The sequence below is a fragment of the Candidatus Micropelagos thuwalensis genome (assembly GCF_000469155.1).
In the GTDB taxonomy this organism is placed as follows: Bacteria; Pseudomonadota; Alphaproteobacteria; order RS24; family RS24; genus Micropelagius; species Micropelagius thuwalensis.
Genome location: NZ_AWXE01000004.1, coordinates 579,826 through 591,034 on the forward strand (window position 1 = coordinate 579,826; position 11,209 = coordinate 591,034).

Annotated in this window: 12 protein-coding genes; 9 read left to right on the forward strand and 3 right to left on the reverse strand. The window is 47.1% G+C overall.

What is annotated here, in order from left to right; genetic code table 11:
• The first annotated feature begins 144 nt into the window (after positions 1-144).
• Genes RS24_RS07430 through xth form a run of 5 tightly spaced genes read left to right on the forward strand, consistent with a single transcriptional unit; the run spans position 145 to position 6,007 of the window.
• Entirely contained in the window at positions 145-1,368 is a 1,224-nt protein-coding gene (locus tag RS24_RS07430) for an aminotransferase class I/II-fold pyridoxal phosphate-dependent enzyme (protein ID WP_021777589.1), read from the forward strand.
• Between the two features lie 13 nt (positions 1,369-1,381).
• Positions 1,382-3,826, forward strand: coding sequence for a DNA translocase FtsK (locus RS24_RS07435; RefSeq protein ID WP_239642412.1), 2,445 nt, complete (start codon positions 1,382-1,384; stop codon positions 3,824-3,826).
• Positions 3,826-4,464: a LolA family protein gene (locus RS24_RS09795; protein ID WP_021777591.1), complete on the forward strand. Its 639-nt coding sequence runs from the start codon at positions 3,826-3,828 to the stop codon at positions 4,462-4,464. Before RS24_RS07435 ends, RS24_RS09795 begins: the two co-directional genes overlap by 1 nt.
• Positions 4,465-4,485: 21 nt before the next feature.
• Positions 4,486-5,178 (forward strand): hypothetical protein, encoded by a 693-nt coding sequence (locus RS24_RS07445; protein WP_021777592.1) that lies wholly within the window; start codon positions 4,486-4,488, stop codon positions 5,176-5,178.
• 28 nt (positions 5,179-5,206) lie between these two features.
• Positions 5,207-6,007: an exodeoxyribonuclease III gene (xth, locus tag RS24_RS07450; protein ID WP_021777593.1), complete on the forward strand. Its 801-nt coding sequence runs from the start codon at positions 5,207-5,209 to the stop codon at positions 6,005-6,007.
• A gap of 227 nt (positions 6,008-6,234) precedes the next feature.
• Here the strand turns inward: xth and RS24_RS07455 are convergent, their stop codons facing one another.
• The gene (locus RS24_RS07455) at positions 6,235-6,603 is read right to left on the reverse strand and encodes a hypothetical protein (protein ID WP_021777594.1); all 369 of its coding nucleotides are present in this window, start codon (positions 6,601-6,603) and stop codon (positions 6,235-6,237) included.
• 121 nt (positions 6,604-6,724) lie between these two features.
• Between RS24_RS07455 and RS24_RS07460 the strand changes: the two genes are divergently transcribed.
• Positions 6,725-7,690 carry a hypothetical protein gene (locus tag RS24_RS07460; RefSeq protein WP_131443757.1) on the forward strand — a complete coding sequence of 322 codons (966 nt, stop codon included), beginning with the start codon at positions 6,725-6,727 and terminating at the stop codon, positions 7,688-7,690.
• 99 nt (positions 7,691-7,789) lie between these two features.
• Here RS24_RS07460 and RS24_RS07465 read toward each other — a convergent pair whose 3' ends face one another.
• Positions 7,790-8,476 carry a response regulator transcription factor gene (locus tag RS24_RS07465; protein ID WP_021777596.1) on the reverse strand — a complete coding sequence of 229 codons (687 nt, stop codon included), beginning with the start codon at positions 8,474-8,476 and terminating at the stop codon, positions 7,790-7,792.
• 132 nt (positions 8,477-8,608) lie between these two features.
• On the opposite strand from RS24_RS07465, the gene RS24_RS07470 reads away from it, so the two are divergent.
• Positions 8,609-9,124 (forward strand): L,D-transpeptidase family protein, encoded by a 516-nt coding sequence (locus RS24_RS07470; protein ID WP_021777597.1) that lies wholly within the window; start codon positions 8,609-8,611, stop codon positions 9,122-9,124.
• 7 nt (positions 9,125-9,131) lie between these two features.
• On the opposite strand, the gene RS24_RS07475 is transcribed toward RS24_RS07470, so the two are convergent.
• The gene (locus RS24_RS07475; RefSeq protein WP_420885951.1) at positions 9,132-9,761 is read right to left on the reverse strand and encodes a YggS family pyridoxal phosphate-dependent enzyme; all 630 of its coding nucleotides are present in this window, start codon (positions 9,759-9,761) and stop codon (positions 9,132-9,134) included.
• 244 nt (positions 9,762-10,005) lie between these two features.
• On the opposite strand from RS24_RS07475, the gene RS24_RS07480 reads away from it, so the two are divergent.
• Positions 10,006-10,539 (forward strand): thiamine phosphate synthase, encoded by a 534-nt coding sequence (locus tag RS24_RS07480; RefSeq protein ID WP_157833795.1) that lies wholly within the window; start codon positions 10,006-10,008, stop codon positions 10,537-10,539.
• A 109-nt stretch (positions 10,540-10,648) separates the two neighbouring features.
• On the forward strand, positions 10,649-11,200 hold the full coding sequence (locus RS24_RS07485) for a DUF3576 domain-containing protein (protein ID WP_021777600.1): 552 nt from the start codon (positions 10,649-10,651) through the stop codon (positions 11,198-11,200).
• Positions 11,201-11,209: the final 9 nt, after the last annotated feature.

Sequence of the window (11,209 nt, forward strand, 5' to 3'; positions counted from 1 at the left end):
CTCTTGAACAAATTCTTGAGGTTGGCTTAGTTAGCACATTGCAATTGGTTTTGACCAAATCAGCCGGGGCAGGTTATGCTTGCCTCGGTTTTTTGTGGGTTCTTGTAAGAGTCTGTTTGTGGAGAAAACGTGAAAGGAGATGACATGAAGCCAGAAGAAGCGGCCCAAAACGCCGTTCTCGCCGGGCTGTCAGAGTCCCCCTTTGCGCGTCTTCGCGCCTTGCTGGACACCCCATCCCCTCAGACCGAACCTACCATATCCCTTGCTGTTGGCTCCCCAAGGCATCAACCCCCGCAATTTGCACTTGATTGCCTTACAGAAAATCTTGCTACTTATGGCGACTATCCGCCCATTAACGGCATTGAATCATGGCAAGCCTCTGCGCGTGATTGGCTCGCAAGGCGCTTTCACATTACGCCCGAAATTTATGGTGCGCTGCATCAAGTTCTCCCAGCTACAGGCACTCGTGAAGCTTTGTTTCTCGCCGCCCAGATTGCCCCCGACGGGCCAAACAAAAAATTTATGGCGATGCCAAACCCGTTTTACCAGCTTTATGCCGCCGCCGCACTTTCAGCTGGGGCGACGCCTGTTTATATGAACGCTGTTGCTGAAAATGGTTTTCTTCCTGACCCGTCTGGCCTGTCAGATGAAACACTCGATCAAATGCGCGCTGTTTTTATGTGTAGTCCTGCAAACCCGCAAGGTGCTGTCGCCGAGTGGGATTATCTCGATCAGTGGTTGGCGCGCGCAGAAAAGCATAATTTTTTATTAATAATGGACGAATGCTACATTGATATTTTTGACCGTCGCCGTGAAGCATCACCGCCCATATCGGCCTTAAATGTTGCAGCCCAAAGGCCTGAAGGCCTGAAAAACCTTATGGTGTTTCACTCACTTTCAAAACGCTCTAGCCTGCCCGGTCTGCGCTCAGGCTTAGGGGTGGGGGGTGATGAGGTGATGAAGCAATTCCTCAAACTCAGAATGCTTGCCGCGCCGCAAAGCCCGATTGCAGCTCAAAAAGCAGCAGCACTCTGCTGGGCAAACGACGCACATGTGCAGGAAAACCGTAGCCTCTATCAGGATAAAATAGATTTGGCTGAGAGTGTATTCGGCACAAATTATAATTTTTACAGACCTGAAGGCGGATTCTTTCTCTGGCTAAATGTTGGAGACAGTGAAGCCATCACAAAACTGCTTTGGGAAAAAGGCGGTATCCGAGTCTTGCCGGGCGCCTATCTGGGAGCCGAGGTGAACGGAGAAAACCCGGGCGCTGCATATATTCGTGTCGCGCTTGTCGACGATATGGCAGAGATGAAATTGGCTTTACCCAGAATGAATGATATTTTGTCGGCGGAAGGCATAAAATAATATGGCAAGAATAATGAGTACCTTAAGCGAACTCCGTGGAAGATTAGGCAACTTCCTGATTTTTCGCGGGCAAGAGGTTATCGGCATCATCTTAATGGTTGCCGGCCTGTCTTTGGCGCTCACTTTATTCAGCTATCACGCGTCTGACCCCAGCCTTAACCGCGTCGGCAATATAGATATTGAAAACTGGTTCGGGGCCTATGGAGCTGTCATCGCAGATTTACTTTATCAATTTGCCGGATACGGCGCTTGGGGCATCATTCCCGGGCTGACGGCACTAGGGTGGCGCTATATGCGGCATGCATCCGTGGCGCGCCCGATACTGAAATTTTTCTTCTGGGTTGGCGGCATTATTTTATTATCTATGGCAGCAACTATTGCACCCCTTCATTCGGACTCCTTTACCCCACATGCGGGCGGTGTTTTGGGACAGGCACTTGTCGCGCCGCTTGGCGGCTGGCTTAATTTATTGCTAGGAGACACCCTAACGAGTTTGACAAATTCAATCACACTCTGGCTCTGGGCGGCGGCAGTAACAATTGGCGCTTTTGGTATCGCCCTTGCGTTAATGTCCGCGGGTTGGTTCGGTCTTTTTGTCAAAACAACACTTTACGTCCTCGTCACTATTTTCCGCTTCATAAGAAGCCTGCTAACCAACAAGAAGCCAGAAACATCAATAACGGGTGAGACTTCAGCCCCAGTAGCCGCACTGGAATTTTCCAAAAATTTTGTTCGGCGCATACAGGCGCGCTTGGGTAATTTTAAGCTTAGGCTCAAAAGTCAAAATGCCGAGGCCTTTTCTTCAGCGCGGTCTTCAGCTGACCATGACGCGGCATCTAAAATAGGCGCGATGAAAACAGCTAAACCAACATCACGCAAACCTATACCTGTTGAGAAAAAAAGTGCGCCACGTCAAGGCCGTCGGGCATCCCAAGAAGCGCAGAGCAATTTACCCCTCGAGCCTGAAAGCAACTTCACACTGCCGCCGCTAAGGTTGTTATCCGAGCCACGCGGACGCGCGCCGCAAAAAGTCAGCATGGACGCGTTGGAGTCTAACGCCCGCCTGTTGGAAACAGTGTTGCAGGATTTTGGCATTAAAGGCGAGATAGGGCGCGTGCGTCCGGGCCCCGTTGTCACGCTTTATGAGTTGGAGCCAGCCGCCGGCATCCGATCATCCCGCGTTGTGGGGTTAGCGGATGACATTGCACGCGCGATGAGTGCGATTTCTTGCCGTGTTGCAACGGTTCCGGGGCACAACGTGATTGGTATTGAACTGCCAAACAGCAATCGGGAAACCGTTTTTCTTCGTGAAATATTGTCCAGCGAGGCATTTGAAAAGAGCAACGCCAAACTACCCCTCACCCTCGGCAAAGATATTGGTGGCGAGCCGGTGCTGAGCGATTTGACAAAAATGCCCCACTTGCTTGTCGCGGGCACCACCGGCTCCGGCAAATCTGTGGGCATTAACACCATGATTTTATCAATCTTATATCGCCTGACCCCCGAAGAGTGCCGCATGATCCTTGTGGACCCAAAAATGCTGGAATTATCGGTCTATGACGGCATCCCACATTTGCTCGCCCCTGTTGTAACAGAGCCCAAAAAGGCTGTCGCTGCCCTTAAATGGGCTGTTCAAGAAATGGAAAACAGATACCGGAAAATGTCCAAAATCAAGGTGCGCAATATTGAAGGTTACAATGCGCGCATGGCCGAGGCGTTAAAAAAAGGTGAAACACTGACCCGCGAGATTCAGACAGGGTTTGACCCCGAGAGTGGCGAGGCCATATTCGAGACTGAAGAAATTAAGATCGAGAAACTTCCTTACATCGTTGTTGTCATTGACGAGATGGCAGACTTAATGCTCGTCGCCGGAAAGGAAATCGAAGCAGCTGTTCAGCGATTGGCGCAGATGGCCCGTGCCGCAGGCGTGCACCTTATCACCGCGACCCAGCGCCCTTCAGTTGATGTTATCACGGGTACGATTAAGGCAAATTTCCCAAGCCGGATTGCTTTCCAGGTCACGTCAAAAATTGACAGTCGAACCGTGCTTGGTGATATGGGTGCTGAACAACTTCTCGGCATGGGTGACATGCTGTTCATGGAAGGCGGTGGCCGCATCCAGCGTGTGCACGCCCCCTTTGTTTCGGATAATGAAGTTGAGGGCCTCGTTTCGTTTCTGAAAAAACAGGGTCAGCCGGTTTATGTTGATGCCGTCACCGAAGACAGCGACCCTGTTGAGATGGGCAGCATGGAGGGCGGCGCTTCAGGTGACAGCCTTTATGATCAGGCGGTGGCAATTGTCACCCGCGATAACCGCGCCTCGACGAGTTATGTCCAGCGGCGCTTACAAATTGGTTATAATCGAGCCGCAAGCCTGATTGAAAAAATGGAAGAAGAAGGCGTCATCAGCCCGCCCAATCACGCCGGTAAACGCGAAGTCCTTGCAGGAAAACATTAATGAAAATGCTCAGAATACTCTTGTCGGTTTGCTTTGTTTTCTTGCTGACCCAGCAAAAAGCAACAGCTCAGAACAACCAAAAGGCCAATGCAGACGCCCTTGAGCACATATCAACCTATCTGGATAAACTAGACAATATGGCTGGCACTTTTCTGCAAATTGACCAGCAGGGCAACACGTCCACGGGTCAGTTCCTTATGAAGCGACCCGGCATGATGCGGTTTGATTATGACCCGCCGCAAAAATTAAAAGTCGTCGCTGACGGAAAATGGCTGGCGGTTCAAGAAGCCCCGGGCGAAAAGGCCGACAGGTATCCATTGAGCCAAACACCCCTGCCGATTTTCTGGGGCAAAGGGTCTCTGACCGATAAGGCGCAGTACATTTCTAAGCTGGACGTGTTTGACTCCGCCGCCGAGATACTGTTGCAAGATCCAGCGGGAGATTTTCCGGGCTATACGCGCATGACATTTAATTATCAAGGTACGTCGGAGACGACTCTCTTAAGAAGTTGGCATGTGGTCGATGCACAAGGACAGGCGATTACAATTGTTCTGAACGACTTACAAAAGCGTGAAAATATTGATAGAAAAGACTTCAAGCTCGATGAGCGCCACCGTCGCCCCCATGGAAAGTTTTAATTTCACTCATCAGGAGTCCCCTTGATTGCATCAGAAACCCCGCTTGAAACAGAAGCCCCCGACGAAGAGGCAATATCAGATATAGCGCTTGAGGCGCTGGAAGCAGAATTACCTGCTCTGACAGTTTTGCGTGACTTTGCCAATCGCGCCAGCCGAGTAAGCTGGTTCACCGAACTCGGCGAACCACTGGATGACGACTGCCTCGACGTGGTAACACTCTATCTCGAAGGGCTAGGCTTACCTGAAGCATCCCCCGCACCTCTGCTTGATTGGCGCGATGCCGCCGATGCCGCCCAAAGCATGGACATTAATAGCGAGGCTTGGGAAATTGAAGAACAATTCCGCGCCGCGGCCACCGTAGAAGCGCTTACCCTCATCAGCGAAGAAGGGCTTGGCATTATGTTGACGCATCTCGCCTCCAGCCTGTCTGAAGATGTGGCAAATTGCGTGGAAGAGGCGCTTTATATGGCTGACGAGGCGTCCTCGGAAGTTCTGACCAATCTAGCTGCAGGCGCGGCCCAACAAGCGGTTCATGGTGCGGCGCTGAGCTTAGCCGCCTATGCTGCTCATGTTTTAAAGTCCGATCCGCATATAGAGGCAATTGAATTAGACAATGACGACATTGCCAACCACCCACTCATGCTTAGATTCAGACTTTTCGAGATGGGTCGCTGGCCTGTCTCTCTCATCGGCAACAGTCTAAATCTATTTTGATTAATCCTTTTAAAGCGAGACATAAATCATGCGCATCGTGACGTGGAACATCAACTCTGTAAGACTCAGAATTGAACTTCTGGCCAAAATGGCAAAAAAACTGAAACCAGATATTATCTGTTTACAAGAAACGAAGTGCCCGAATGACAGCTTCCCAACCAAGGCCATCAATAAAATGGGGTTCGAGCATATCGCGGTTAACGGGATTAAGGGTTATCACGGCGTCGCAACCCTAAGCAAAATCCCTTTTGCCAAAACAAGCATCATTAATTATTGCGGTCAAAAAGACGGGCGACATATTGAGACCGTTCTCGACTATGAAGGCGCACCCTTATCACTGCATAACTTTTATGTCCCCGCCGGTGGGGATGAGCCTGACCGTAAAATCAATGAAAAATTCGGTCATAAACTCGATTTTCTTGGAGAAATGCAAAGCCGTTTCGTCAAAGCTAAGCAAAAAACCACCGCCCAGCGCATCCTTGTAGGTGATTTAAACATCGCCCCATATGAGCATGATGTATGGTCGCACAAGCAACTCCTGAATGTCGTCAGCCATACCCCCCAAGAGGTGGCATTGCTGGAAAAGGTTAGAAAATCTCATAACTGGATTGACGTGGCACGCGCCTTTGTACCTTTTGAGGAGAAGCTTTATTCTTGGTGGAGTTATCGCGCCAGGGATTGGGATGTTTCCAATCGGGGGCGTCGACTTGACCATATTTGGGTCACACCTGCACTTGAGTCAAAAGTAAACAGCTATAAAATTCTCAAAGAAGCGCGGGGGTGGGAAAGACCCTCAGATCATGTGCCCGTAATGATCGATTTAATCTAAGCCCCGGCTTTAGATGTTCAACATAAAGGTTTCAGATTAGTGAGTTGTAATCATTATATTTTTTAGACCTGAGTTTTTTGTGTCAATAATTTGTCAATATAAGGTCGTAGAGTTTTTTATCTATTTTATAGACACACATACACAAATATAATCGAACACCTATTGGAGCTCACATATGAGTCTTTGATGGTGGTTCTTCATAATAAGTTCTTATGTTGTTTTGCTTTTTATTCAAATGATATTGACTCACGCTCAAAACCGAAATATTCGACACCACAATCATTCCACATAGCAGTGGCTATACTGTTCCACTTAGGGTCATTCTCGAAAAAAGAAATATTTTCTTCTAATGCCTCGGAACTTTCGGTTATTGATATACAACCAAGCTTTCCATCATATCTTATTCCACATTTATTATGTTGTTTATTTGGCGCTTTTAAATTTTCATATTCCCTTAACATTTCAAATTTTTCTATTGCAGAGACTATGTTTTCACATTCGTTTTCAGTAATTATTACATATTTATATTTTTCAAAATCAATTGCATAACTAGGATATGCAAATACAAGTGTTATGACAAATAATAATGGTTTCATAACAACTCCCATAAAATTAATGATAACGATATTATCTCTCCAATAAGTCATTCAACTCTTCAGGGTTTCTCTTAACAATTAAATCCAAAAATAATTTTTATACCAATCTAATTCCTATCGCATGCGTAAGATACATATACATGCATACCAATATCAATATTTAGGAAACTTCACAATGTTAAGAATCCTTTCAATTTTTTTGATTTCATTGGCACTCTCTGCTTGTGGCGGCGGCGGTGGTGGGGGTGGATATGGAGGTAATTCATTAACTCAAAATAATGCTGACACATCCAACCCAGGGGCGGGCCCTACAACAACGGAAAGTTCAGGTATTACATTGTATACCAGCGATGGCGAACAATATTCAGGTGAGTATCATCAAATGGAAGATGGAACTTATCATTCCGGGCCTACCCACGATGCAACCTTGCCGGAGGGTCATCAAATACTTACACAAACACCACCAGCAAACCCGACTGAGGTTCCCAATACAACTATGACACAATCAGGCGGATATTCGAATAACTCAGGCTCAGGTTACGGATTAGCCCAATCACAGTTTGATATTTTCAATAATGTTTATGAGTCAGAAGGCATAACCTTTGTAACCAGCCTTCCTCAGATTTTTCAATTACCCTATGATGGTACAAACCTGTCGGTATTTACAACCTCAAATATTTCAAGAATGAATGAACTCCTCAGCAGCATTGAGAGATACACAACCGGTCTGACTTTTGAGCTGAACAATATTAGTGATTATAAGTTTTTGAGTTCCGTAGGTGTTTCTCATATTTCCGGTTACGGTGATTTTGAAGACGCAATAGGATCTGTCCTTGAATTACAGATGAAATCTACAAGTCGAGATCCAAGCAGCATTACTTTTAGATTTTCAAATTTTGTTCATCCGATCAAAGGATCTTTTTATAATTTTGATCGTGAGGACGAAACGTATGAGGTGCGTTATGAGAAACAATTCTACTTAGCAAACCACAAGTTGGGTGTTGAGTTGAATTTTAAAGACAAATCTTCGTCTGTTAATACTTATGATTTTGATATGCTGAAAGTCAAACTCAAGGCTGATTTTTAATCCGCTAAAAGTGTTGTTTTTATGCCTTTGGGTGTATCACAGAATTTGACAGGGCATCTTTTGTTCTTTGGTTTTCATAAAAAAATAGATGTAAAGCGCCTATATGTTCAATCTGTAGCCGCCAGCCTCGGTAATAAGCAATTCAGAATTTGAGGGGTCGTCTTCAATCTTCTGGCGAAGGCGATAAACATGGGTTTCAAGCGTGTGTGTTGTCACCTGTGCGTTATAGCCCCACACCTCTTCAAGCAGCTTATCACGCGCCACAGTTTCCCCTCCGGCACGCAATAGCAACCTGAGAATATTAGTTTCTTTTTCAGTAAGCCTGATCTTACTTTGATCATCACGCACAAGGGTTTTGACTGATGGCTTAAACTGATAGCCACCCAAATTAAACTGCGCGGATTCAGTCATCTCATATTGTCGGAACCGTGTGCGGATGCGTGCCAGCAAGACCCCAAACCTAAAGGGCTTCGTGACGTAATCGCTCGCCCCGGCCTCAAGACCCAGAATCGTATCTGCATCAGAGTCCGCACCGGTTAAAATGATAATCGGGGTTGTTATGCCGGCTTTGCGCATAAGCCTGCAGGTTTCGCGACCATCCTGATCGGGCAGGCCAATATCCAGCAAGATAAGGTCAGGCGCCTCGCTCTTGGCGGCGGCCAGCCCGGCGCTTGCCGTTTCAGCAGATATGACATCAAACTCCTCATGCATAAGGAGTTGTTCGCTTAGTTCTTCAACAAGAAGCGTGTCATCTTCAATAATTAATATTTTTCTGTTTTGACTCATTACTCAACTCTTAACAAAATTATCATGCGTTTTCATGCTCAAAATGACAGCTTTTTATTAACACATAACGAAAATGTTAACTCGCGTGATATTTATCTCGACAAATAAGAAGATGTTCACCACTCTCACACAATGGATATCACTGTCAAACAGCACGGCCCCGACATTCATAATGGGCGCCTTAGCCTTGGTAAAGACCGCTTTCCCTGCGCGCTTGGTCGAGCCGGCATTCTAGCCAACAAGAAAGAAGGCGATGGCAGCACGCCTGCCGGTATCTGGAAAATACAGGATTGCTGGTTTCGTTCTGATAAATGGTTGAACCCGCCGTTACATCTACCTTCCCACGTAATTACGGAAACAAGCGGCTGGTCAGATGATCCGAATGACCCGGACTATAATTGCCCTGTCACGCTACCACACGTCTATTCTCATGAAAAACTTTGGCGCTCAGATGATCAATATGATGTTGTCATCACACTTAACCATAATACCATGCCAGCAATACCAGGGGCCGGAAGTGCTATTTTTTTCCATCTCGCCAAGCCAGATTATAGCCCAACAGAAGGGTGCGTTGCGATTTCGCATCAGCACATGCGGGAAATTTTGCCGCTACTGACACCTGAAACAAACATGATTATTGAAGCCTGAAAACACTCTAAAGCTTTTGAGTCCGGGGGCCGAAAATCGCCGTCCCAAGCCGAATATGCGTCGCCCCAAATTTTATAGCTTCTTCATAATCACCACTCATCCCCATGCTGAGCAGCGGGGCATCACATTGTTGAGATAATTTTTGTAACAGCGCAAAGTGAGGGCCAGCGACATCCTGCTGGGGTGGCAGGCACATCAAGCCATCAATATTGAGGCCTAATTCAGCGCGACAAGTTCTGACAAATTCTTCTGTTTCTTCGGGCGGTATGCCAGACTTTTGATCTTCTTTGCCGGTGTTAACCTGCACAAGAATTTTGAGTTGCCGATTTTGTTGCTTCATTTCCGCCGCCAGCACACGTGCCAACTTGATGCGGTCAAGGCTGTGTATGACATCAAAGAGCGCCACCGCCTGCGCGGCCTTATTGCTTTGCAACGCGCCAATGAGATGTAGCTCAACATCGGGATAAGACGCCTTTAGATCTGGCCACTTTTCAGCGACCTCCTGAACGCGGTTTTCACCAAAAACGCGATGACCCGCCGCCAACACAGGCGCGATAGCTTCGGGAGAAAATGTTTTTGAAACAGCGATAATATTCACTTGCTCTGACAATGCCGCTATGTCTTGACTAATTTTCATCAGTCTTTGCGGGGCTGTCATGCTATCATTTTTTTGGTTATCTTGAGGTCGTGTCGTGGTCATCATAATAGGGGTCAAGCGTTATGCAGGTTATCGGATTGGCTTATCGTATCACAAGCAAATGCGCTTAGCACAAACTAGATGCACCAATCGAGATTGCGAAGAATGAGCGACAAACCAACTGACAAGATTTATTTCAAACAGATTTTTACAATTAAACCCTATGCTTCCGCCTAAAATTTTCATGACCGACCGCCACCGCCTCCCTAACTGGAAAGAGGTGCTTTTAACCCTGCCAGAGGGAACGGGTGTTATTCTTCGCGATTATGATGCCCCTGATCGCAAGAAAATGGCAGAACAGGTAGCTGATATCTGTGCCGCACGGGGTCTTGTTCTGAGCATTGGCGGAGACCCGGAGCTTGCCCTTGCACTTGGTGCAGGCTTGCACATGCCCGAAAAACAAGGACCAACTCTTTTTCGCCATCTGTCACGCATACCTGCCAACGCGCTTGTGACGCTTTCAGTGCACAGCGCGAGAGGTGTGATTTCAGCACGTCAGGTTTCGGTTGATGCGGTTTTGATATCGCCTGTTTTCCCAACCAACAGTCATCCAAATGCCGCGACGCTCGGGCCTATGCGGTTTGCATCTCTTGTTAAAGACTGCCCGTGTCCAGTCTACGCACTCGGCGGGATGTCCGAAACACGGCTCAAACGACTTGGCACTTTTCGCGCACATAATGTTGTCGGTTATGCCGCGATAGAGGCTTTTGCAGTTTAAGCTCTGATGAAAACCCTTTGACCTTATTTAAGTGAAAGAAATTTAAGGTTTAAGTCATTGGCGGATATGTTATTGTCTTTAAAATTTGATGAGGCAATACAGGTTTTAAATGACACGAAAAGCATTCCTTTCCAAGAACACACCCATCCCAACAACCTCTAGCCTTTTTAAACAAGCGCTTCTCGTGATGCTCATAACGGGTTTTGTTGCGGGGTGTGGCACTTTCAAGTTCGAAAAAGACGCTGAAAACGTCAAAGAAAGAGGTGGGTTTTCTAGCGGTTTTGGGCTTTTCAGTGGCCGAGATGAGACACAAACCCTAAATTCAGAGCAAGAACTCGGTGTAAACGGCTTTATATGGCAGGCAACACTTGATGCATTGTCCTTTATGCCTATGACCTCAGCCGATCCAATTGGCGGTATTGTGATTACTGACTGGTATCAAAGCAAGGGCGCACCAAAAGAACGGTTTAAAGTCACTGTATATATCTTGGACAAAAACCTGCGCGCCGACGGCATTCGGGTATCAGCGTTCAAACAAGAGCTGACATCAAGTGGCTGGCAAGACGTCACAATGAGTCCTCAAGTAGCGATCAAACTTGAAAATGCCATCCTATCTCGTGCTCGTGAGCTTCATATTTTGACCCTCGAAACGCAAAATTAGCCTCCTCTA

Excerpts from the sequence above, each read along its gene's own strand:
- RS24_RS07475 (WP_420885951.1), bottom strand. The coding sequence starts at position 9,761 with ATGAAAATTAGTCAAGACATAGCGGCATTGTCAGAGCAAGTGAATATT.
- RS24_RS07435 (WP_239642412.1), top strand. The coding sequence starts at position 1,382 with ATGAGTACCTTAAGCGAACTCCGTGGAAGATTAGGCAACTTCCTGATT.
- RS24_RS07455 (WP_021777594.1), bottom strand. The coding sequence starts at position 6,603 with ATGAAACCATTATTATTTGTCATAACACTTGTATTTGCATATCCTAGT.
- RS24_RS09795 (WP_021777591.1), top strand. The coding sequence starts at position 3,826 with ATGAAAATGCTCAGAATACTCTTGTCGGTTTGCTTTGTTTTCTTGCTG.
- xth (WP_021777593.1), top strand. The coding sequence starts at position 5,207 with ATGCGCATCGTGACGTGGAACATCAACTCTGTAAGACTCAGAATTGAA.
- RS24_RS07485 (WP_021777600.1), top strand. The coding sequence starts at position 10,649 with ATGACACGAAAAGCATTCCTTTCCAAGAACACACCCATCCCAACAACC.
- RS24_RS07470 (WP_021777597.1), top strand. The coding sequence starts at position 8,609 with ATGGATATCACTGTCAAACAGCACGGCCCCGACATTCATAATGGGCGC.
- RS24_RS07480 (WP_157833795.1), top strand. The coding sequence starts at position 10,006 with ATGACCGACCGCCACCGCCTCCCTAACTGGAAAGAGGTGCTTTTAACC.
- RS24_RS07460 (WP_131443757.1), top strand. The coding sequence starts at position 6,725 with ATGCGTAAGATACATATACATGCATACCAATATCAATATTTAGGAAAC.
- RS24_RS07430 (WP_021777589.1), top strand. The coding sequence starts at position 145 with ATGAAGCCAGAAGAAGCGGCCCAAAACGCCGTTCTCGCCGGGCTGTCA.
- RS24_RS07465 (WP_021777596.1), bottom strand. The coding sequence starts at position 8,476 with ATGAGTCAAAACAGAAAAATATTAATTATTGAAGATGACACGCTTCTT.